Annotated in this window: 19 protein-coding genes; 3 read left to right on the top strand and 16 right to left on the bottom strand. The window is 59.6% G+C overall.

Annotated elements, in window-relative coordinates:
- Positions 1-24 precede the first annotated feature (24 nt).
- The 15 genes from rnhB to rpsB all read right to left on the bottom strand — a co-directional run bounded on the left by rnhB (position 25) and on the right by rpsB (position 14,664).
- On the bottom strand, positions 25-657 hold the full coding sequence (gene rnhB / locus H096_RS29530) for a ribonuclease HII (RefSeq protein ID WP_033902784.1): 633 nt from the start codon (positions 655-657) through the stop codon (positions 25-27).
- Positions 654-1,793 (bottom strand): lipid-A-disaccharide synthase, encoded by a 1,140-nt coding sequence (gene lpxB, locus H096_RS29535; protein ID WP_033902785.1) that lies wholly within the window; start codon positions 1,791-1,793, stop codon positions 654-656. Before lpxB ends, rnhB begins: the two co-directional genes overlap by 4 nt.
- Before the next feature lie 2 nt (positions 1,794-1,795).
- Positions 1,796-2,572 (bottom strand): acyl-ACP--UDP-N-acetylglucosamine O-acyltransferase, encoded by a 777-nt coding sequence (gene lpxA / locus H096_RS29540; RefSeq protein ID WP_033902786.1) that lies wholly within the window; start codon positions 2,570-2,572, stop codon positions 1,796-1,798.
- Positions 2,569-3,009, bottom strand: a complete 441-nt coding sequence (fabZ, locus tag H096_RS29545) for a 3-hydroxyacyl-ACP dehydratase FabZ (RefSeq protein ID WP_016976866.1) — start codon at positions 3,007-3,009, stop codon at positions 2,569-2,571. The genes lpxA and fabZ overlap by 4 nt, the downstream gene beginning before the upstream one ends.
- Positions 3,010-3,120: 111 nt before the next feature.
- The gene (gene lpxD / locus H096_RS29550) at positions 3,121-4,176 is read right to left on the bottom strand and encodes a UDP-3-O-(3-hydroxymyristoyl)glucosamine N-acyltransferase (RefSeq protein WP_033902787.1); all 1,056 of its coding nucleotides are present in this window, start codon (positions 4,174-4,176) and stop codon (positions 3,121-3,123) included.
- A gap of 3 nt (positions 4,177-4,179) precedes the next feature.
- The gene (locus tag H096_RS29555; protein WP_033902788.1) at positions 4,180-4,683 is read right to left on the bottom strand and encodes an OmpH family outer membrane protein; all 504 of its coding nucleotides are present in this window, start codon (positions 4,681-4,683) and stop codon (positions 4,180-4,182) included.
- A 45-nt stretch (positions 4,684-4,728) separates the two neighbouring features.
- The gene (gene bamA / locus H096_RS29560; protein ID WP_033902789.1) at positions 4,729-7,116 is read right to left on the bottom strand and encodes an outer membrane protein assembly factor BamA; all 2,388 of its coding nucleotides are present in this window, start codon (positions 7,114-7,116) and stop codon (positions 4,729-4,731) included.
- 74 nt (positions 7,117-7,190) lie between these two features.
- Positions 7,191-8,543: a sigma E protease regulator RseP gene (rseP, locus tag H096_RS29565; RefSeq protein ID WP_033902790.1), complete on the bottom strand. Its 1,353-nt coding sequence runs from the start codon at positions 8,541-8,543 to the stop codon at positions 7,191-7,193.
- A gap of 53 nt (positions 8,544-8,596) precedes the next feature.
- On the bottom strand, positions 8,597-9,787 hold the full coding sequence (gene ispC, locus H096_RS29570; protein ID WP_033902791.1) for a 1-deoxy-D-xylulose-5-phosphate reductoisomerase: 1,191 nt from the start codon (positions 9,785-9,787) through the stop codon (positions 8,597-8,599).
- Positions 9,784-10,590 (bottom strand): phosphatidate cytidylyltransferase, encoded by an 807-nt coding sequence (locus H096_RS29575; RefSeq protein ID WP_033902792.1) that lies wholly within the window; start codon positions 10,588-10,590, stop codon positions 9,784-9,786. Before H096_RS29575 ends, ispC begins: the two co-directional genes overlap by 4 nt.
- On the bottom strand, positions 10,591-11,346 hold the full coding sequence (gene uppS, locus H096_RS29580) for a polyprenyl diphosphate synthase (protein WP_016974405.1): 756 nt from the start codon (positions 11,344-11,346) through the stop codon (positions 10,591-10,593).
- A 17-nt stretch (positions 11,347-11,363) separates the two neighbouring features.
- Positions 11,364-11,921: a ribosome recycling factor gene (gene frr, locus H096_RS29585; RefSeq protein WP_012722596.1), complete on the bottom strand. Its 558-nt coding sequence runs from the start codon at positions 11,919-11,921 to the stop codon at positions 11,364-11,366.
- Entirely contained in the window at positions 11,918-12,661 is a 744-nt protein-coding gene (gene pyrH / locus H096_RS29590; RefSeq protein ID WP_003189161.1) for a UMP kinase, read from the bottom strand. The genes frr and pyrH overlap by 4 nt, the downstream gene beginning before the upstream one ends.
- A 210-nt stretch (positions 12,662-12,871) precedes the next feature.
- On the bottom strand, positions 12,872-13,735 hold the full coding sequence (gene tsf / locus H096_RS29595) for a translation elongation factor Ts (RefSeq protein ID WP_033902793.1): 864 nt from the start codon (positions 13,733-13,735) through the stop codon (positions 12,872-12,874).
- Positions 13,736-13,926: 191 nt separating this feature from the next.
- Positions 13,927-14,664, bottom strand: a complete 738-nt coding sequence (rpsB, locus tag H096_RS29600) for a 30S ribosomal protein S2 (RefSeq protein WP_003189158.1) — start codon at positions 14,662-14,664, stop codon at positions 13,927-13,929.
- A 387-nt stretch (positions 14,665-15,051) separates the two neighbouring features.
- On the opposite strand from rpsB, the gene map reads away from it, so the two are divergent.
- From map to dapC, 3 genes are all read left to right on the top strand, one after another.
- On the top strand, positions 15,052-15,834 hold the full coding sequence (gene map / locus H096_RS29605) for a type I methionyl aminopeptidase (protein WP_012722594.1): 783 nt from the start codon (positions 15,052-15,054) through the stop codon (positions 15,832-15,834).
- 62 nt (positions 15,835-15,896) lie between these two features.
- Positions 15,897-18,599, top strand: a complete 2,703-nt coding sequence (locus H096_RS29610; protein WP_033902794.1) for a [protein-PII] uridylyltransferase — start codon at positions 15,897-15,899, stop codon at positions 18,597-18,599.
- 43 nt (positions 18,600-18,642) lie between these two features.
- A complete protein-coding gene (gene dapC / locus H096_RS29615; RefSeq protein ID WP_033902795.1) occupies positions 18,643-19,842 on the top strand; it encodes a succinyldiaminopimelate transaminase in 1,200 nt (399 codons plus the stop codon).
- 13 nt (positions 19,843-19,855) lie between these two features.
- On the opposite strand, the gene H096_RS29620 is transcribed toward dapC, so the two are convergent.
- Entirely contained in the window at positions 19,856-21,499 is a 1,644-nt protein-coding gene (locus H096_RS29620; protein ID WP_033902796.1) for a Na+/H+ antiporter, read from the bottom strand.
- Positions 21,500-21,536 lie beyond the last annotated feature (37 nt).

Raw genomic sequence — 21,536 nt, forward strand, 5'->3', positions numbered from 1 at the left:
TTGAGCAAAACATCAGCCTTGCGACTAGACCTCGTTGAGGCTCTCGCGCAGCTCGTAGGCCTGGCGAACCGGGGCGAACGAACGGCGATGGATCGGCGTCGGCCCCAGGCGAGCCAGGGCTTCCAGATGAACGGGCGTCGGATAGCCTTTATGCCCGCCAATGCCGTAGCCGGGGTAGATCAATTCGAACGCGGCCATTTCACGATCACGGCTGACTTTGGCGAGGATCGAGGCGGCTGCGATGGCAGGTACCTTGCTATCGCCCTTCACCACTGCCTCAGAAGGCATGGCCAGCTTGGGGCAACGGTTACCGTCGATCATCGCCATTTTTGGCGTGATGTGCAGGCCTTCAACCGCACGCTGCATCGCGAGCATGGTGGCGTGAAGAATATTCAGCTCGTCGATTTCTTCGACTTCGGCCCGGGCGATGTGCCAGCTCAAGGCTTTTTCGATGATCTCATCGTAGAGCTTTTCACGGCGCGCCTCGGTGAGTTTCTTCGAGTCATTGAGGCCGAGGATCGGACGGTTCGGATCGAGGATCACCGCCGCCGTGACCACGGCACCGCACAAAGGCCCACGCCCGACTTCGTCGACACCGGCGACCAGTTCGTGGGCTTGGGCAACCAGGCTGAAATCCAGGCCTATTTGCGTGTTCATACGCTTTCCTTTTTCTGGCCGATCAAGGTCAGCACGGCGTCGGCCGCCTGGTTCGAGGCATCGCGGCGCAATATGCGATGGATGTCGTCAAAACCACGGGTCTGTTCTTCGCCGCCGTCGATCAACGGTAGTAGCGTTTGCGCAAGGGCCTCAGGCGTCGCATCGTCCTGCAACAATTCCGGTACCAACAGGCGCTGGGCCAGCAGGTTGGGCAGGGAGATGTAAGGGCTTTTGACCATGCGCTTGAGAATCCAGAAGGTCAGCGGCGCCAAGCGGTAGGCCACCACCATCGGACGCTTGTAGAGCAAGGCCTCCAGAGTGGCAGTGCCGGAGGCAATCAGCACCGCATCACAGGCTGCCAGGGCCAGGTGCGACTGGCCGTCGAGCAGGGTCAACGGCAGGTTGCGGCCTTCCAGCAGCGTTTCGATCTGCGCACGACGCTGCGGGCTCGCGCAGGGCAGCACGAAACGTACGCCCGGTTTCAAGGCTTGCAGACGCTCGGCAGCATCAAAAAATACCGAGGCCAGCCGGCCAACTTCGCCACCACGACTGCCAGGCATCAGCGCGACCAACGGGCCGTCGGGCAAGCCCAGTTCGGCACGCGCGGCGGCGCGGTCAGCCTGCAACGGAATCGTGTCGGCCAGGGTATGTCCGACAAACCTTACCGGCACGCCCTTCTCTTCGTAGAATCGGGCCTCGAACGGCAGCAACGTCAGCATCAGGTCACAGCCTTCACGGATCTTGAGCACGCGCTTTTGCCGCCACGCCCACACGGACGGGCTGACGTAGTGCACGGTCTTGATGCCGGCCTGACGTAATTTGAGTTCGATATTGAGCGTGAAATCCGGCGCATCGATGCCGATGAACACGTCGGGCTTTTCTTCGATCAGGGTCTGGATCAGCAGCTTGCGACGGGCCAACAGCTCACGCAGGCGACCCAGCACTTCGACCAGCCCCATGACCGACAAACGCTCCATAGGGAAGTAGGACGTGAGCCCTTCAGCCTGCATCAGTGGACCGCCGACGCCAATGAATTCAACCGCCGGATGCTGGGCCTTGAGGGCCCGCATAAGACCTGCGCCCAAAATGTCGCCGGAAGCTTCCCCGGCCACCAGCGCGATACGCAGATTGGCCATGATCAGCGGGTGATGCCGCGGGTCGACGCCTGGATCGAGTCACGGAACACCGCGACTTCCGGGAACAACGCTGCCGGCTCGACCAGTTGGGTCAACGCCTGGTCAACCGTGAGCCCCTGGCGGTAAACCACCTTGTAGGCTCGGCGCAGGGCGTGGATGGCGTCTTCGCTGAAACCACGACGGCGCATGCCTTCGAAGTTCATGCTGCGCGCTTCGGCCGGGTTGCCGAATACCGTGACAAATGCCGGAACGTCCTTGCCAATGGCGGTGCCCATGCCGGAAAAGCTGTGGGCGCCAATATGGCAGTACTGATGGACCAGGGTGAACCCGGACAGAATCGCCCAATCGTCAACGTGCACATGCCCGGCCAACGCGGTGTTGTTGACCAGGATGCAGTGGTTGCCGATGACGCTGTCGTGACCGATATGCGCATAGGCCATCACCAGGTTGTGATCACCCAGGGTGGTCTCGGCCCGATCCTGAACGGTACCACGGTGAATGGTCACGCCTTCACGGATGATGTTGTGGTCACCGATTACCAGGCGTGTTTCTTCCCCCTTGTACTTCATGTCCGGGGTGTCCTCGCCTATCGACGAGAACTGGTAGATGCGATTGTGTTTGCCAATGCGGGTCGGACCTTTGAGGATCACGTGCGGCCCGATGACAGTCCCCTCGCCGATTTCCACACCTGCGCCGATGATCGACCAGGGGCCGACCTCAACGTCGGCGGCCAGAACGGCCGACGGATCGATGATTGCGCGAGGGTCAATCAAACTCATAGTTTGCGTTCCGCGCAGATGATCTCGGCGGAGCATACCGGCTTGCCGTCCACCGAAGCCTGGCATTCGAACTTCCAGATCTGGCGCTTGCAGCTGATGAACTTGGCTTCCAGGATCAACTGGTCACCCGGGGTAACCGGGTTGCGGAAACGCAACTTGTCGGAGCCCACGAAATAGTAAAGCGTGCCGTCGGCAGGCTTGAGGTCGAGCATTTTGAAACCAAGGATACCGGCAGCCTGGGCCATCGCTTCGATGATCAACACACCCGGCATGATGGGATGCGCGGGAAAGTGACCGTTGAAGAACGGTTCGTTGATGCTGACATTCTTGTAGGCACGAATGCGCTTTTCCTCGATGTTGAGGTCCACTACGCGATCCACCAGCAGGAACGGGTAACGGTGAGGCAGGTATTCGCGAATCTCGTTGATGTCCATCATTTCGGGGGGAAGCCTGTAATAAAGATTGGGGGCGGGCGAACTAAACGCACGCCCCGCTAGCAAATCAAGGAGGCAGTCTAGCGGCTGTGCACACTTGATATGGAAATGGTATCAGCCTTCTGATGAAGCATTACCGCCAGGGGTCACGTCCCCAACACGCTTTTCCAGCTGTTTGAGACGTCGAGCCATGTCGTCGAGCTGCCTCAACCGTGCTGCACTCTTGCGCCATTCAGCCGCAGGCTGCATGGCGGTACCGGAAGAATAGGCCCCTGGCTCGGTGATCGAGTGGGTGACCATGGTCATGCCGGTGATGAAGACGTTGTCGCAAATATCGATATGCCCTACCAGCCCAACGCCACCGGCGAGCATGCAATGCTTGCCGATCTTGGTGCTGCCGGAGATACCCACGCAGGCCGCCATGGCGGTGTGATCGCCAATCTGCACGTTATGGGCGATCTGGATCTGGTTGTCGAGCTTCACGCCATTGCCAATCACGGTATCGGCCAGGGCCCCGCGATCGACAGCCGTGTTCACGCCGATTTCCACGTCGTCACCGATCAGCACACCGCCGACCTGGGCGATCTTGTTCCAGATGCCCTTGGCGTTGGCAAAGCCGAAACCTTCACCGCCAATCACGGCACCCGACTGGATGACTACACGCTCACCGATACGCACATCGTGGTACAGGGTCACGCGCGGCGCCAGCCAACCGCCGGCGCCGATTTGGCAGCGCGCGCCGATAAAGCAGTGGGCACCAACCGTGACATCGGCCGCAATGCGTGCCCCACTCTCGATCACCGCAAAGGCGCCGATGCTGGCCGCAGGATCAACCTGGGCATCCTCGGCAATGACCGCAGACGGATGAATACCGGCAGCAGCCTTGGGTTTCGGATCGAACAGGTGCGACACCCGCGCATAGGCCAGATACGGGTCAGGCACCACCAGCGCATCCCCGGCAAACCCTTCGGCGTCAGCGGCTTTCAGCAACACGGCTGCAGCTTGGCTATCGACCAGGTATTTACGGTATTGGGGGTTTGCGAGGAAGCTCAACTGAGCTGGGCCAGCCTCCTGCAAGGTGGCTAGCCCAGTGATTTCTTTCTCCGGGGAGCCACGCAAGGTGGCTCCCAGGAACTCGGCCAACTCGCCGAGCTTGATAGTCGCGGTCATGGCTTACTTCAGCTGGTTCATGCGCTCGATCACCTGACGGGTGATGTCGTATTGAGGCTTGACGTCGATCACAGCGCCACGCTCGAACACCAGGTCAAAGGCACCTTTCTTGATGACTTCTTCTACAGCGCTGTCGAGTTTCGGCTTCAGTTGTTTCAGCATTTCACGGTCAGCAACAGCCTTGGCTTCGTTCAGTTCTTTGGACTGGAACTGGTAGTCACGGGCTTTTTGCTTGAATTCAAGCTCCAGACGCTCGCGCTCGCCTTGCTGCATCTTGTCGCCACCGGCAACCAGACGATCCTGGATACCTTTAGCGCTGCTTTCCAGAGTCTTGAGCTTGGTCAGTTGTGGGCCGAACTTTTTCTCGGCATCCACGGCATAACGCTTGGCCGCATCGGACTCCAGCAGGGCCATCTGATAGTTCAGGACAGCGATTTTCATTTCGGCGAAGGCCGGGGTCGCTACCAGCACGGTTGCCAGCAGAACCAATTGAGTCAACTTACGCACGATGCACTCCTACAGAATCCGTTGTCGTTATCTTGGGTCAGACGCTTAGAACGTCTGGCCGAGGGAGAATTGGAAAATCTGGGTTTCAGCGTTATCCGGTTTCTTGATCGGCATGGCCAGAGCAAAGCTCAATGGGCCCAGCGCGGTCACCCAGGTCACACCCACACCCACGGAGCTTGCCAGATTACTGAGGCTCACGTCGTTGCACTCGGTCTTGGACTTCACACCGCTCGGGTTGGTGATCTGCTCGCACTTGGAGTCGAACACGTTACCCACGTCCCAGAAGACCGAAGTCCGCAGGGAACGCTGATCTTTCACAAACGGCAGCGGGAACAGGATTTCCGCACCGCCCTGGATCAGAACGTTACCACCAAACGGCAGTGGGTCATTGTCCGAGTCAACCACAGTGCCCTGGTTACCGGTTACGCCAACACCACGGCTTGGAGTACCACGAGGGCCCAAGGTGCTGTCTTTGAAACCACGCACGGAGTTGAAGCCACCCGCGTAGTAGTTCTCGTAGAACGGTAGACCATTGGTGGAGCCATAACCATCGCCATAACCCAGTTCAGTGTGCAGGCGCATGGTGTAGTTGTCGCTCAACGGCGTGAACAACTGGCCACGGTAGTCGAGTTTGAAGAACGACAGGTCGCTGCCCGGCGTGGTGGTTTCCAGGGTGAGGCTCTGGGAGTGACCACGGGTTGCCAGTACACCTTTGTTCAGGGTCGACTCGGACCAGCCGGCAGACGCCTTGAAGTTCAGGAACTTGTCACCTTCACGACGGGTAAAGTCGAAGATCTCGTCCACGGTGTACACACCGGTCTTGATCTCATCCTGTTGCGCGGTCAAACCGAACGTCAGACGCGAAGTCTCGCTGATCGGATAGCCCACGTTGACACCGGCGCCGAGGCTGTCGATCGCATAGCTTGCAACGTCAACGTCGAGGTCTTTGTAGTCGGTGGTGCGGTAGAAGGCGTTGTAGCCCAGGCTCACACCATCAGCAGTCCAGTAGGGGTCGGTATAACCGAAGTTGTATCGGCTCTGGTATTCGCTTCGGGTCAGGCCGATGGAAACACGGTTACCGGTACCCAGGAAGTTGTTCTGGGTGATCGAACCACCGAGGATCAGACCGGCACTCTGTGCGAAACCGACGCTGGCGGTGATGGAACCCGATGCTTGCTCTTCCACGGCGTAGTTCACGTCAACCTGGTCATCCACACCCGGTACGGCCGGGGTTTCGACGTTGACTTCCTTGAAGAAGCCCAGGCGTTCAAGACGGGTCTTGGACTGGTCGATCAGGTAAGTCGATGCCCAGCCACCTTCCATTTGGCGCATTTCACGACGCAGCACTTCGTCCGCAGACTTGGTGTTGCCACGGAAGTTGATACGGTTCACGTAGGCACGCTTGCCTGGATCGACCACAAAGGTGATGTCCACGGTGTGGTCATCATCATGGGGCGTCGGCACGCCGTTGACGTTGGCGAAGGTGTAGCCTTCGTTACCCAGGCGACGGGTGATCAGCTCGGAAGTGGTGGTCATCAGCTTGCGCGAGAACACTTGGTCCTTCTGCACCAGCAACAGCGCCTTGACCTGGTCTTCAGGCACTTTCAGGTCGCCGCTCAGCTTCACGTCACGAACCTTGTACTTCTCGCCTTCGTTGACGTTGACGGTGATGTAGACGTGCTTCTTGTCCGGGGTGATGGACACCTGGGTCGAAGCGATATCCATGTTGATATAACCACGGTCCAGGTAGTAGGAACGCAGGCGTTCCAGGTCACCGGACAGCTTTTCGCGGGCGTACTTGTCATCGTTCTTGAAGAACGACAACCAGTTGGTGGTCTTGAGTTCGAACAGGTCGATCAGGTCTTCATCAGCGAACTTGGTATTGCCCACCACGTTGATGTGCTGGATCGCCGCCACGGTGCCTTCGTTGATGTTGACCTTGAGGCCGACACGGTTACGAGGTTGCGGCACCACTTCCGTTTCCACGGTCGCGGAATAGCGACCCTGGGCAACGTACTGGCGTTGCAGTTCGTTACGCACACCTTCAAGGGTGGCGCGCTGGAAGATCTCGCCTTCGGCCAGGCCGGATTGCTTGAGACCTTTCATCAGATCTTCAGTAGAGATCGCCTTGTTGCCTTCGATCTCGATACTGGCGACGGAAGGTCGCTCGACCACGGTGATGACCAGGACGTTGCCTTCGCGACCCAGTTGGATGTCTTGAAAGAAACCGGTTTTGAACAGCGCACGAGTGGATTCCACCAGGCGACGGTCATCAGCCTGTTCACCGACGTTCAACGGTAATGCACCAAAGACGCTACCCGCGGAAACCCGCTGGAGGCCGTTGACGCGAATATCGGAGATGGTGAAGGACTCGGCGTGAACTTCGGCGATCATCAATACGGTGAGAACCGCAGTTAGCAGCAGACGTTTCATGAAGTCCTTTCTTATTCCAACTGGCAATAAACAAACTGCCGCAAAATGCGGCAGATTCGCAATTCAGCGAAGCGTTACAGTCGACCCAGATCGTTGACCAAGGCTAATAACATCACCCCGACCACCAAACTGATACCGATCTGTATCCCCCAACCCTGCACCCGATCCGACAAGGGGCGACCACGCACCCACTCGACCAGATAAAACAACAGATGCCCCCCATCCAGTACAGGAATGGGCAACAAATTCAGAACACCCAGGCTAATACTCAGATAAGCCAGGAAATTCAGGAAATCCGCGACACCCGACTGGGCAGAAGCGCCCGCCACTTTAGCAATGGTTATCGGTCCACTCAAGTTTTTTACCGAGAGCTCGCCGAACAACATTTTCTTGAGGGATTCCAGGGTCAGCACACTCATGGTCCAAGTGCGTTTTGCACCTTCACCAATCGCTGCCAACGGCCCGTAGCTCACCTCGCGCACCATCGATGGCGGCCAGTCGACAGCCTTGACCCCGGCACCCAGGTAACCCCCAGCAGCCTTGGCTTCCCCACGGACCGACAAGGTCACCGGGACGTCGATTTGAGCACCGTCGCGCTCAACTTTCAGCACAATTTTAGTATCAGGACGTACACGAACCAGATCGACCACCTGCTGCCAGTCACCCAGCACCTGCCCGTCAAGGGCCAACAGGCGATCACCGGTTTTCAGGCCGGCAGCCTGGGCCGGACCTTTCGGGTCCAGCTCAGCGAGGACCGGCGGCAAGGCCGGACGCCATGGGCGTATGCCCAGGGACTTGATCGGATCAGGCTCATCAGCGCCCTTGAGCCAATGATCGAGGGCCAGCTCACGCGGGGTTTCGCTGGTGGAATCCTGCTCGCGCACCACCACATTGACGATGCCGCTTTCACCGAGGCGACGCACCAACTGCAAATTGACCGCGCCCCAGCCCGTGGTGGGTTCGCCATCAATGGAAACAATTTCCTGCCCGGCAACCAATCCAGCCTTGGCGGCAATACTGTCCGACTCGACCGCACCAATGACCGGACGCACCTGCTGGCTGCCCAGCATGGCCAACACCCAGAAGAACACCATCGCCAACAGGAAGTTGGCGATCGGGCCGGCGGCGACAATGGCGATACGCTGACGAACGGTCTTGCGATTGAAAGACTGATCCAACTGATCTGCCGGCACTTCGCCTTCGCGCTCATCGAGCATCTTGACGTAGCCACCCAGCGGAATGGCTGCAATCACGAACTCGGTGCCACGACGGTCGTGCCAGCGCACCAGCGGCATGCCGAAACCGACGGAAAAGCGCAGTACCTTGACGCCGCAACGACGCGCCACCCAGAAGTGGCCGAATTCGTGGAAGGTAACCAGCACACCCAGAGCAACCAGGGTGCCGACAATCATGTAAAGCGCACTCATCTAATTTCTCCGCATTCCAATCCAGTGCCTGAAGACTCAAACCTGCCTGCAGACTAACGCGCGTTGCGGCTCAACCATTGTTCTGCCAGGGCCCGAGCCTTGGTATCGGCCTCGAAGACGGCCCCAAGCTCATTCACCGCGACGACAGGCTCAAGCGCCAGGACGTCCTCGATGATACTCGCGATCTGCGGAAAGCGGATGCGCCGTTCGAGAAACGCTGCCACAGCCACTTCGTTGGCCGCGTTGAGCATCGCCGGCGCGCTGTTACCCGCTTCAGCCGCCTGCCGCGCCAGGCGTAGGCAAGGGAAGCGTTGTTCGTCCGGCGCCTCGAAATCCAGGCGGGCCACGGCAAACAGGTCCAAAGGTGCTACGCCCGAGTCGATCCGCTCCGGCCAGGCCAGGGCGTTGGCAATCGGCGTGCGCATATCAGGGTTGCCCAACTGCGCCAGGACCGAACCGTCCACGTAGTCGACCAGGGAATGAATCACACTTTGTGGGTGAATCACCACCTCGACCTGATCCGGACGCGCATCGAACAACCAGCACGCCTCGATCAGCTCCAGGCCTTTGTTCATCATGCTCGCTGAATCCACGGAGATCTTGCGCCCCATGGACCAGTTCGGATGAGCGCACGCCTGGTCGGGCGATACGTGCTCCAACTCTGCCAGTGGGGTTTGTCGGAACGGACCACCAGAGGCGGTCAGCAAGATCCGGCGCACGCCCACCTGACTCAAGCCACGGGCATAGTCACCGGGCATGCACTGGAAAATTGCATTGTGTTCGCTATCGAGGGGCAGCAGCACAGCACCACTTTTGCGCACTGCCTGCATAAAGAGCGCACCGGACATCACCAGCGCTTCTTTATTGGCCAGCAGGATCTTCTTGCCAGCATCCACGGCAGCCAAGGTTGGGCGCAGGCCCGCTGCGCCGACAATGGCGGCGACGACAGTATCGACTTCAGCATCGGACGAGACCTGACACAGCCCCTCCTCACCCACCAACACTTGAGTGGACAGCCCGGCAGCCCGCAGATCGTCCTGCAGCCCACGAGCCGCCGCCGCCTCAGGCACCACGGCGAAACGCGGCGCATGACGCACGCACAAGGCCAGCAATTCGCTCAAACGGGTAAAACCGGTCAGGGCAAAGACCTGGTAGCGATCAGGATGACGAGCAATAACATCGAGGGTGCTCAGCCCCACCGAACCGGTTGCACCCAGCACGGTGACTTGCTGCAGGCGGCTCACGAAGCGGTCATCCACAAGAGTACTGCGAAGATCGGGATGGCAGCGGTCAGGCTGTCGATACGGTCCAGCACGCCGCCGTGACCCGGCAGCAGGTTACTGCTGTCCTTGATCCCGGCCTGACGCTTGAACATGCTTTCGGTGAGATCGCCCACGACCGAGATGAACACGACGATGGCAGTGGCCAGCAGCGCCAGGAAAATCTCTTTCACCGACCAGCCACGCACAACACCGACGACCAGCGCGATCACCAGCGTCAACGCCAGGCCGCCATACACGCCCTCCCAGCTCTTGCCTGGACTGACCGCCGGCGCCAGCTTGCGCTTGCCGAAGGCCCGGCCTGAGAAGTACGCACCGATATCAGCGCCCCAGACCAGCACCATCACCGCCAGGATCAGCCAGTTACCCATTGGATAACGCTTGATCTCCACCAACCCTTGCCAGGCCGGCAACAGAATCAACAAGCCAATCACCAACTTGCAGGCCACACTTGACCACTTGCCGCTGGTGCGTGGAAAGGTCAGCACCAGCAATGTCGCCAGCGCCCACCACAGCACGGCCGCCCCCAACACCCAAGGCGCAAGGTCCGGCAGGATGTACAAGAGGAACGCCAAGGCAGCCACGACAGCGGCATACACGACACGCGGCAATTGCGCGCTGAAACCCGCCAGACGCGCCCATTCCCAGGCACCGAGGGTGACGACCAGGCCGATAAACAGCGCAAAGGCGGAACCGTCGAGCAGGAAAAACCCACACAAGGCAATCGGCAACAGGATCAGTGCTGTGATGATTCGTTGTTTAAGCATTTAAACCCGGGCTCCAGCTTCGATCTGCTCGCTCGTTTTACCGAAGCGACGCTGACGGGAAGCGAAATCGGCCAGCGCATTGCGCATGGCATCGTGTTTGAAGTCCGGCCAGAACAGGTCGGAGAAGTACAGCTCGGTGTACGCCAGCTGCCACAGCAGGAAATTGCTGATGCGGTGCTCGCCACCGGTACGGATGCACAAGTCAGGCAACGGCAGATCGCCAGTCACCAGGCAGGTTTGCAAGAGTTCGGGGGTGATGTCGTCCGGCCGTAGATGACCGGCCTGCACTTCACGCGCCAGACGCTGTGCAGCCTGGGCGATATCCCACTGGCCACCGTAGTTGGCTGCGATCTGTAGCACAAATCGATTGGCCCCGGCCGTAATGGCCTCGGCTTCGCGCATGGCGGCTTGCAGTTCGGGATGAAAGCGCGAGCGATCGCCGATGATGCGCAGGCTGATGTTGTTGTCGTTGAGGCGCTTGGCTTCACGACGCAAGGCCTTGAAGAACAGGTCCATCAAGGCGCTGACTTCTTCGGCGGGCCGTTGCCAGTTCTCACTGGAGAAGGCGAACAAGGTCAGCACCTCGACCTTGGCTTCGGCGCACACCTCAATCACAGCCCTTACCGCATCGACACCCGCTTTATGCCCGGCAACACCCGGCATAAAGCGTTTCTTCGCCCAGCGATTATTCCCATCCATGATGATCGCGACATGGCGCGGCACCACAGAGGGTACAGTCTGCTTGGTCTTTTCCATGAAGGCGTCCTGACCCCTTATACGGCCATCAGGTCCTTTTCTTTTTCTTCCGTGGCCTTGGTGATCTGGGCCTCGGCATCTTTGGTCAGCTTGTCGATATCAGCGGTGGCACGACGCTCTTCGTCTTCGCTGATTTCCTTGTCCTTGACCAGTTTCTTCAGGTCACCCAGGGCATCGCGACGAATGTTGCGCACGGCAACACGGGCGTCTTCGGCTGCGCTGCGTGCCTGCTTGGTGAAGCCCTTGCGGGTTTCTTCAGTCAGGGCGGGCATGGAGATCAACAGCAACTCACCCAGGTTGGTCGGGTTGAGGTTCAAACCGGCGCTCTGGATGGCCTTGTCGACAGCACCCAGCATGTTGCGCTCGAACGCGACGACTTGCAGGGTGCGCGAGTCTTTAACGGTAATGTTGGCGACGCTGCTGATCGGGGTATCGGAACCGTAGTAAGGCACCATCACGCTACCCAGGATGCTTGGGTGCGCTTTGCCGGTACGGATCTGGCCGAATGCATGGCTCAGGGATTCCAGGGATTTCTGCATACGCGCCTGGGCGTCTTTCTTGATTTCGTTGATCATTGTTGGCCTTCCTCGATCAGAGTCCCTTCTGCGCCGCCGTGTACGATATTCAGCAGGGCGCCGGGCTTGTTCATGTTAAATACGCGCAGCGGCATCTTGTGGTCGCGGCACAGGCAAATAGCCGTCAGGTCCATCACGCCCAGCTTGCGATCCAGCACTTCATCGTAGGTCAGATGATCGAACTTCTCGGCATGCGGGTCTTTGAATGGATCGGCAGTGTACACGCCATCCACCTTGGTCGCCTTCAGCACCACGTCAGCGTCGATTTCGATGGCGCGCAGGCAGGCTGCGGAGTCGGTGGTGAAGAACGGGTTGCCCGTACCAGCAGCGAAGATCACCACTTCCTTGGAATTCAGGTGGCGCATGGCTTTGCGGCGGTCATAGTGATCGGTCACGCCGACCATGGAAATAGCCGACATCACGATAGCCGAGATGTTGGCACGCTCCAGGGCGTCACGCATGGCCAGGGCGTTCATCACAGTGGCCAGCATGCCCATGTGGTCGCCAGTGACCCGATCCATGCCGGCGGCGCTCAGTGCCGCACCGCGGAACAGGTTGCCACCGCCAATCACCAGGCCGACTTGTACGCCAATACCGACCAGCTGGCCGACTTCCAACGCCATGCGGTCGAGCACCTTGGGATCGATCCCGAACTCTTCCGAGCCCATCAGGGCCTCGCCGCTAAGCTTGAGTAGAATGCGTTTATAGCGAGCCTGATAACCACTGCCCTGCTGAGCCATTGCGAATCTCTCCTGCGGCGTATTTTTAAAAATTCTTGGCGAGCCGTTTACGGCTTGCGTTCACTCTAGCTGGACGCTGCTACAGCGCCATCGGAACACGGCTTTGTAAGCCAGTTCCGAAGGGAAGCCAATTAAAATCGGCCTTCCCATTTGAAAAGAGGCTGCGCGCGTGAGCGGGCAGCCTCTTTCGGGCGACAGTTGAAAACTGTCTTATTGCTTGGCGGCAGCCAGCTGGGCAGCAACTTCTTCAGCGAAGTTGTCGACCGGCTTCTCGATGCCTTCGCCTACTTTGTAGTAAGTGAAGGAAACGATTTCAGCACCGGCTTTCTTAGCCAGTTCGCCAACCTTGATTTCAGGGTTCTTGACGAACGCCTGCTCAACCAGGCTCGCTTCAGCCAGGAACTTGCTGATACGGCCTTTGATCATGTTTTCAACGATGTTTTCTGGCTTGCCGGCGATCTTGTCGGCGTTCAGGCTCAGGAACACAGCTTTTTCACGCTCGATCGCGTCGTCAGAAACTTCCGAAGGCAGCAGGAATTCTGGGTTGCTTGCAGCAACGTGCATAGCGATGTCTTTGGCCAGCTCAACGTCGCCGCCTTTCAGAACAACGGCTACACCGATCTTGTTGCCGTGCAGGTAACCGCCAACCACATCACCTTCAACGCGAGTCAGGCGACGGATGTTGACGTTTTCGCCAACCTTGCCGACCAGTACCAGGCGATCAGCTTCTTGTGCTTCGATCAGCGGCTCAACGGTAGTCAGCTTGTCGTCGAATGCTTTCTTGACGCTGGCAGCAACGAATGCCTTGAAGTCATCTTGCAGGGCCAGGAAGTCGGTCTGCGAGTTCACTTCCAGCAGAACGGCAGCTTTACCGTCTTCAACCAGAGCGATAGCGCCTTCAGCAGCGACGTTGCCGGCTTTCTTGGCAGCCTTGATGGCGCCCGAGGCACGCATGTCGTCGATGGCTTTTTCGATGTCGCCGCCGGCCTTGGTCAAGGCCTTTTTGCAATCCATCATGCCTTCGCCGGTACGCTCACGCAGTTCTTTAACCAACGCTGCAGTAATCTCTGCCATTTCAAAATCCTCTTGGATAGGTTTTCAACCATTCCACCCGATCAAACGGGCGATCAATTCTTCCCGAATCTCCGTTGTAGGCCACTGCACGTTACAAATGATGTAGTTGCGTTACCGACAAACGGTTTTCGAGGTGGCAAAAAGGGGGCCAAGCCCCCTTTTTGCTTACTGAGTCAACGCCAGGGCGCTAATTACTCAGCGGCAGCTACCGGAGCTTCTTCAACGAACTGCTCGGTACCACCAGCAACGTGGTTGCGACCACGGATTACAGCGTCAGCCATCGAACCCATGTACAGCTGGATAGCGCGGATTGCGTCATCGTTGCCTGGGATGATGTAGTCAACGCCTTCCGGGCTGCTGTTGGTATCGACTACGCCGATAACAGGGATGCCCAGCTTGTTGGCTTCGGTGATCGCGATGCGCTCGTGATCAACGTCGATAACGAACAGTGCGTCAGGCAGACCGCCCATGTCCTTGATACCACCCAGGGAACGATCGAGCTTTTCCAGGTCACGGGAGCGCATCAGCGCTTCTTTCTTGGTCAGCTTGGCGAAAGTACCGTCTTCGGCTTGCACTTCAAGGTCACGCAGACGCTTGATGGAAGCACGGATGGTTTTGAAGTTGGTCAGCATGCCGCCCAACCAGCGGTGATCGACGTACGGCGAACCGCAACGTGCTGCTTCTTCAGCAACGATCTTGCCAGCGGAACGCTTGGTGCCGACGAACAGAATCTTGTTTTTGCCCTGGGCCAGGCGCTCTACGAAAGTCAGAGCTTCGTTGAACATTGGCAGGGTTTTTTCAAGGTTGATAATGTGGATCTTGTTACGCGCGCCGAAAATGTATTTACCCATTTTCGGGTTCCAGTAACGGGTCTGGTGACCGAAGTGCACACCGGCCTTCAGCATATCGCGCATGTTGACTTGGGACATGATAGTTCCTTAATAAGTCGGGTTTGGCCTCCACGTATCCCAATGACCAACCAGCGGCATCAAGGCCTCCGGCACCCAGGTCATCGTGTCGACACGTGTGTGGATTTAAGCTTTACGAGGTATCCCCGGAAAGCGGCGCATTTTATACCACAGCATCGGCAAAAACGGAATACGCAATCACATTTGCCGCTGCGCGCTTTCGTGTAACCCCTTGAATAGAGCCGACATAGCCCTACCTTATAGAGAGAAGCGATCATCAGAGGCTCATGATTTGAGGCCATCGTCTGTTAGAATCGCGTTTTCTGTGGCTTGTGCGAACTCTGCAACCTTTTGTCGCACGCCCGTAAACCGTATTGATTTCAGCGCGTCGCGCTAGAGAGAGCCTGTATGACCGTTAGCTTGAAAACCGCCGAAGACATCGCTGGCATGCGCATCGCCGGCAAACTGGCTGCCGACGTGCTGGAAATGATCGCCGAACACGTCAAGCCCGGCGTCACCACCGAAACCCTGAACCAGATCTGCCACGACTATATAGTCAACGTGCAGGGCGCCATCCCTGCGCCGCTGAACTACAAAGGCTTCCCCAAGTCGATCTGCACCTCGGTCAACCACGTGGTCTGCCACGGGATTCCAGGCGACAAGCCATTGAAGGACGGCGACACCCTGAACATTGACGTCACCGTGATCAAGGACCGCTACTTCGGCGACACCAGCCGCATGTTCCACGTCGGTACCGTGCCGGTCTGGGCCGAGCGCCTGTCCCAGGTCACCCAGGAATGCATGTACAAGGCCATCGAAATCGTCAAGCCTGGCTGCCGCCTGGGCGACATCGGTGAAGTGATCCAGAAGCACGCGGAAAAGAACGGCTTCTCGGTGGTGCGCGAATTCTGCGGCCACGGTATCGGCACCGTGTTCCACGAAGAGCCGCAGATCCTGCACTACGGCCGCGCTGGCACCGGCATGGAGCTCAAGGCGGGCATGACCTTCACCATCGAGCCGATGATCAACCAGGGCAAGGCCGACACCAAGGTGCTGGGCGACGGCTGGACCGCTATCACCAAGGACCGCAAGCTCTCGGCCCAGTGGGAACACACCCTGCTGGTCACCGAGACCGGCTACGAGATCTTCACCCTGCGCGCTGACGACACCATTCCACGCGTTTCGGCGTGATGATTGCTTCGGTTTTCCCGCAACCCTGTCACTGACTTATAGATAGAAAGGAAAGCCGATCGATGCCCCAGGTGGACCCCGAACTCTTCGACCGTGGCCAGTTCCAGGCCGAACTGGCCCTGAAGGCGAGCCCTATCGCCGCATTCAAGAAGGCTATCCGCCAGGCCCGCGAGGTGCTCGACGAGCGCTTTCGCAGCGGCCGGGACATCCGCCGACTGATCGAGGACCGCGCCTGGTTCGTCGATAACATCCTGCAAAAGGCCTGGGAACAGTTCAGTTGGAGTGAAGACGCCGATATCGCCCTGGTGGCGGTCGGCGGCTATGGGCGCGGCGAGCTGCATCCCTACTCGGACATCGACCTGCTGATCCTGCTGGACAGCGCCGATCATGAGATCTTTCGCGATTCCATCGAGCGTTTTCTGACGCTGTTGTGGGACATCGGCCTGGAAGTCGGCCAAAGCGTGCGCTCGGTCGACGAATGCGCCGAAGAGGCCCGCGCCGACCTCACCGTCATCACCAACCTCATGGAAAGCCGCACCATTGCCGGCCCCGAGCGCCTGCGCCAGCGCATGCTCGAAGTCACCAGCACCGCACACATGTGGCCGAGCAAGGACTTCTTCCTGGCCAAGCGTGCCGAGCAAAAGGCCCGGCACCACAAGTACAACGACACCGAATACAACCTGGAACCCAACGTCAAAGGCTCGCCCGGCGGACTGCGGGATATCCAGACGATTTTGTGGGTTGCCCGTCGCCAGTACGGCACCCTGAACCTGCGCGCCCTGGCTGGCGAGGGCTTCTTGGTAGAGAGCGAAAACGCCCTGCTGGCCTCGTCCCAGGAGTTCCTGTGGAAAGTGCGCTACGCCCTGCACATGCTCGCCGGGCGCTCCGAAGACCGTCTGCTGTTCGACCACCAGCGCTCCATCGCCACCCTGCTGGGCTTTGAAGGCGAGGACGCGAAGACCAGCATCGAAAGCTTCATGCAGCAGTATTACCGGGTGGTCATGAGCATTGCCCAGCTCAGCGACTTGATCATCCAGCACTTCGAAGAGGTGATCCTGGCCCCCGAAGACGAAGCGCCGCCGCAGCCGATCAACGCGCGCTTCCAACTGCACGACGGCTATATCGAGGCACGCAACGACAACGTGTTCCGCCGTACGCCGTTCGCCATGCTGGAAATCTTCGCGCTGATGGCCCAGCAGCCGGAAATCAAAGGCGTACGCGCCGACACCATCCGCCTGCTGCGGGAGAACCGTCACCTGATCGACGACGATTTCCGCAACGACATCCGCAACACCAGCCTGTTCATCGAGCTGTTCAAGTGCAAGATCGGTATCCACCGCAACCTGCGGCGCATGAACCGTTACGGCATCCTGGGACGCTATCTGCCGGAGTTCGGTTTTATCGTCGGTCAGATGCAACACGACCTGTTCCACATCTATACCGTGGACGCCCACACCCTGAACCTGATCAAGCACCTGCGTAAGCTTCAGTACACGCAAGTGTCAGAGAAATTCCCGCTGGCCAGCAAACTCATGGCCAAGCTGCCCAAGCCCGAGCTGATCTACCTGGCCGGCCTGTACCACGACATCGGCAAGGGTCGGCATGGCGACCACTCTGAGGTGGGCGCGGTTGACGCCGAGGCGTTCTGCCAACGCCACCAACTGCCCGTGTGGGACAGCCGCCTGATCGTCTGGCTGGTGCAGAACCATCTGGTGATGTCGACCACCGCCCAGCGCAAGGACTTGTCCGACCCGCAGGTGATCCACGACTTTGCGCAGATCGTCGGCGATGAAACCCGCCTCGACTATCTGTACGTACTCACCGTCTCCGACATCAACGCTACCAACCCGACACTGTGGAACTCCTGGCGTGCCAGCCTGTTGCGCCAGCTGTACACCGAGACCAAGCGCGCCCTGCGCCGTGGCCTGGAGAACCCGGTGGACCGCGAAGAGCAGATCCGCCGCACCCAAAGCGCGGCCTTGGACATTCTGGTGCGCGGCGGTAACGACCCGGACGACGTCGAGCAGTTGTGGTCGCAGCTGGGTGACGATTACTTCCTGCGCCACACCGCCGGCGATGTCGCCTGGCACACCGATGCGATCCTGCAACAGCCCGCCGATGGCGGCCCGCTGGTGCTGATCAAGGAAACCACCCAGCGCGAATTCGAAGGCGGCACGCAGATCTTCATCTACGCGCCCGACCAGCACGACTTCTTCGCCGTGACCGTGGCAGCCATGGACCAGCTCAACCTGAACATCCATGACGCACGGGTCATCACCTCCAGCAGCCAGTTCACCCTCGACACCTATATCGTGCTCGACACCGATGGCGACTCGATTGGCGACAACCCGGCACGCGTGAAAAAGATCCGCGAAGGCCTGACCGAGGCCCTGCGCAACCCTGACGACTACCCGACCATCATCCAGCGTCGGGTACCGCGCCAACTCAAGCACTTTGCGTTTGCGCCACAGGTGACCATTTCCAATGACGCCCAGCGGCCGGTGACGGTACTGGAACTCAGCGCCCCGGATCGTCCGGGCCTGCTGGCCCGCATCGGCGGGATTTTCCTGGAGTTCGACCTGTCGTTGCAAAACGCCAAGATCGCGACCCTCGGCGAGCGCGTGGAAGACGTGTTCTTCATCACCGATGCCGACAACCAGCCGCTGTCCGACCCGGAACTGTGCCTACGCCTGCAGGAAGCCATCGTCCAGCAGTTGAGTGTCACCCAGGAACCCGGCGTCGAGCTGACACGCCTGACCATTTGAAAAGCGCCGCCCCAGTTTTTAACGCCTTGCACGAGATCCACCGATGAACAACGCTCTGAACCAGCTCCAGCCCTACCCCTTCGAGAAACTGCGCGCCCTGCTGGGCAGCGTCACGCCGAACCCGGACAAGCGTCCGATCGCGCTCTCCATCGGCGAACCGAAACATAAATCGCCCACTTTCGTGGCCGAAGCATTGAGCAACAACCTCGACCAGATGGCCGTGTACCCGACCACGCTGGGCATCCCGGCCCTGCGCGAAGCTATCGGTGCCTGGTGCGAACGCCGCTTCAACGTGCCCAAGGGCTGGCTCGACCCGGCGCGCAACATCCTGCCGGTCAACGGCACCCGTGAAGCGCTGTTTGCCTTCACCCAGACCGTGGTCAACCGTGGCGACGACGCACTGGTAGTCAGCCCCAACCCGTTCTACCAGATCTACGAAGGCGCCGCGTTCCTCGCCGGGGCCAAGCCGCACTACCTGCCGTGCCTGGACGCCAATGGCTTCAACCCGGACTTCGACGCCGTGACGCCGGACATCTGGAAGCGCTGTCAGATTCTGTTCCTTTGTTCGCCCGGCAACCCGACCGGTGCACTGATCCCGGTCGACACCCTGAAAAAACTCATCGCCCTGGCCGACGAATACGACTTCGTCATCGCCGCCGACGAGTGCTACAGCGAGTTGTACTTCGACGAACAAACCCCGCCACCCGGCCTGTTGAGCGCCTGCGTCGAACTCGGCCGCCAGGACTTCAAGCGCTGCGTGGTGTTCCACAGCCTGTCCAAGCGCTCCAACCTGCCGGGCCTGCGCTCCGGTTTCGTGGCCGGCGACGCCGACATCCTCAAGGCGTTCCTGCTGTACCGCACCTACCACGGCTGCGCGATGCCGGTGCAGACACAGCTGGCGAGCATTGCGGCCTGGCAGGATGAAGCCCACGTGCTCGCCAATCGTGACTTGTATCGCGAAAAATTCGACGCGGTGTTGGCGATTCTCAAGCCAGTGCTGGACGTAGAGAGCCCGGATGGCGGCTTCTATTTGTGGCCGAATGTGAATGGCGACGACGCCGCGTTCTGCCGTGACCTGTTCGTGGAAGAACACGTGACCGTCGTGCCGGGTTCGTACCTGTCACGGGAAGTGGACGGCTTCAACCCTGGCGCCGGCCGTGTGCGCATGGCGCTGGTTGCGCCGTTGGCGGAGTGCGTGGAAGCGGCGGAGCGGATCCGCGACTTTATCCAACGTCGCCGCTAAGGCGCGATCAGGGTCACTTCACCTGACCTAGGTTCGCCTCACTCATATCCAACTCCGCCAGCACCTCCCTCAAAACGTCATCACCAATCTGGTGATGACGACTCAAACTGTACAACTCCAACCGCTGCGCCCGCAGGGCCTTGAGCCGCAGTTTGCGCTCCAGCAGGTCCATCTGCTGCGCCAAGGCCTGGGCTTCGGCGGAGTCGTTGAACACGTCCAATTGATGGCGATATTCCGACATCAGCCGTGCCTTGAGCTCCGTGGCAAGCGCGGCCTGCGCGGCGTCCGGGGTTTCGGCGTCTGCCGGTTCTTGCGCTTCAAGCGCGTGGATGGCCGCAACGGCAGTCTTCTTCCAGGCTTCGCGCACTTCCTTGTGGCGCTTTTCGTCCGGGCTTTTTTCGATGCCACGCAACAATAGCGGCAAGGCGATACAGGCGGCGATCAGCGACAACAGAATCACGCCTGCCGCGATGAAAATCAGCAGGTCACGCTCGGGAAAATCCTGCCCAGGCGCCAGCAACAACGGCACCGACATCACACCCGCCAACGTCACCGCACCGCGCACGCCGCCAACCGTTAACAGCCAACAGGAACGCGCAGTCGGCACCAGCGTCAGTTCGCTTTTCCCACGCAACCTGCGCAGCAGGCCTGACAGCCGCCAGATGCTCTGCACCCAGATAAACCGCAGCACCACCAGCACCAGGAAGATCGCCACCACATCCAGGCAGCGATAAAACAGGGTTGGCCACAACGTCGTCTCGTGACTGACGACTGCCTTGATGATGTCTGGCAGTTGCAGGCCCAGCAGCAGGAAGATCAAACCGTTGAAGGCGAACTCCAGCAACGACCACACGCTGCGATTGAGCAGGCGCGTGCTGGTCTGGCGCGGCAACAGGTCGAGCCAGCTTTGCATCATGCCCGCCGCCACCGCCGACAAAATGCCCGATGCACCCAGGCGTTCGGCCAGCACGTAGGCCGCAAACGGCAGCAGCAACATGAACACCACGTGGGTCGCCGGGTCGTCCCAGCCACGGGCGATCATCCACGCGCGCAAACGGCCGACCAGCCAACTCAGGGCCACGCCGACCGCCAGGCCACCGACTGCCACCAGCACGAATGTGAGGCTGGCATCTGCCAGGGAAAACACCCCGGTCAGCGCCGCCGCCAGGGCAAATTTGAAGGTCACCAGACCCGAGGCATCATTCATCAAGGCCTCGCCCTGGAGCATGTGCATCAGCGGCGTGGGCAAGCGATTCTGGGAAATGGCCGACACCGCCACGGCATCCGTCGGCGACAACACGGCCGCCAGGGCGAAGGCCACCGGCAACGGGATAGTCGGCAAGATCCAATGGATGAAGTAACCGGCGCCCACCACGGTAAACAGCACCAGGCCCACCGCCAACGTCAGGATCGGCCCGCGCAGCCGCCACAACTCGCGCTTGGGCATGCGCCAACCATCCGAGAACAACAGCGGTGGCAAGAACAGAAACAGGAACAACTCGGGGTCCAGCGCCACATGCAGCCCCAGCGTCGGCCAGGCCAGCAAGGCACCGGCGGCAATCTGCACCAGGGGCAACGGCAGAGGAATGACACGCCCGACCAGACGCGAAACGCTGACCAGCATCAGCAGGATAAGAACGGTGTAGGCGGTTTGCATAACGCGGTTTTCCCGGACAATCGACTTGCAACGACAC

This window comes from Pseudomonas sp. FH1, assembly GCF_000510895.2.
GTDB classification, from domain to species: Bacteria; Pseudomonadota; Gammaproteobacteria; order Pseudomonadales; family Pseudomonadaceae; genus Aquipseudomonas; species Aquipseudomonas azotoformans_A.

Excerpts from the sequence above, each read along its gene's own strand:
- rnhB (WP_033902784.1), bottom strand. The coding sequence starts at position 657 with ATGAACACGCAAATAGGCCTGGATTTCAGCCTGGTTGCCCAAGCCCAC.
- lpxB (WP_033902785.1), bottom strand. The coding sequence starts at position 1,793 with ATGGCCAATCTGCGTATCGCGCTGGTGGCCGGGGAAGCTTCCGGCGAC.
- lpxA (WP_033902786.1), bottom strand. The coding sequence starts at position 2,572 with ATGAGTTTGATTGACCCTCGCGCAATCATCGATCCGTCGGCCGTTCTG.
- fabZ (WP_016976866.1), bottom strand. The coding sequence starts at position 3,009 with ATGATGGACATCAACGAGATTCGCGAATACCTGCCTCACCGTTACCCG.
- lpxD (WP_033902787.1), bottom strand. The coding sequence starts at position 4,176 with ATGACCGCGACTATCAAGCTCGGCGAGTTGGCCGAGTTCCTGGGAGCC.
- bamA (WP_033902789.1), bottom strand. The coding sequence starts at position 7,116 with ATGAAACGTCTGCTGCTAACTGCGGTTCTCACCGTATTGATGATCGCC.
- rseP (WP_033902790.1), bottom strand. The coding sequence starts at position 8,543 with ATGAGTGCGCTTTACATGATTGTCGGCACCCTGGTTGCTCTGGGTGTG.
- H096_RS29575 (WP_033902792.1), bottom strand. The coding sequence starts at position 10,590 with ATGCTTAAACAACGAATCATCACAGCACTGATCCTGTTGCCGATTGCC.
- uppS (WP_016974405.1), bottom strand. The coding sequence starts at position 11,346 with ATGGAAAAGACCAAGCAGACTGTACCCTCTGTGGTGCCGCGCCATGTC.
- frr (WP_012722596.1), bottom strand. The coding sequence starts at position 11,921 with ATGATCAACGAAATCAAGAAAGACGCCCAGGCGCGTATGCAGAAATCC.
- pyrH (WP_003189161.1), bottom strand. The coding sequence starts at position 12,661 with ATGGCTCAGCAGGGCAGTGGTTATCAGGCTCGCTATAAACGCATTCTA.
- tsf (WP_033902793.1), bottom strand. The coding sequence starts at position 13,735 with ATGGCAGAGATTACTGCAGCGTTGGTTAAAGAACTGCGTGAGCGTACC.
- rpsB (WP_003189158.1), bottom strand. The coding sequence starts at position 14,664 with ATGTCCCAAGTCAACATGCGCGATATGCTGAAGGCCGGTGTGCACTTC.
- map (WP_012722594.1), top strand. The coding sequence starts at position 15,052 with ATGACCGTTAGCTTGAAAACCGCCGAAGACATCGCTGGCATGCGCATC.
- H096_RS29610 (WP_033902794.1), top strand. The coding sequence starts at position 15,897 with ATGCCCCAGGTGGACCCCGAACTCTTCGACCGTGGCCAGTTCCAGGCC.
- dapC (WP_033902795.1), top strand. The coding sequence starts at position 18,643 with ATGAACAACGCTCTGAACCAGCTCCAGCCCTACCCCTTCGAGAAACTG.
- H096_RS29620 (WP_033902796.1), bottom strand. The coding sequence starts at position 21,499 with ATGCAAACCGCCTACACCGTTCTTATCCTGCTGATGCTGGTCAGCGTT.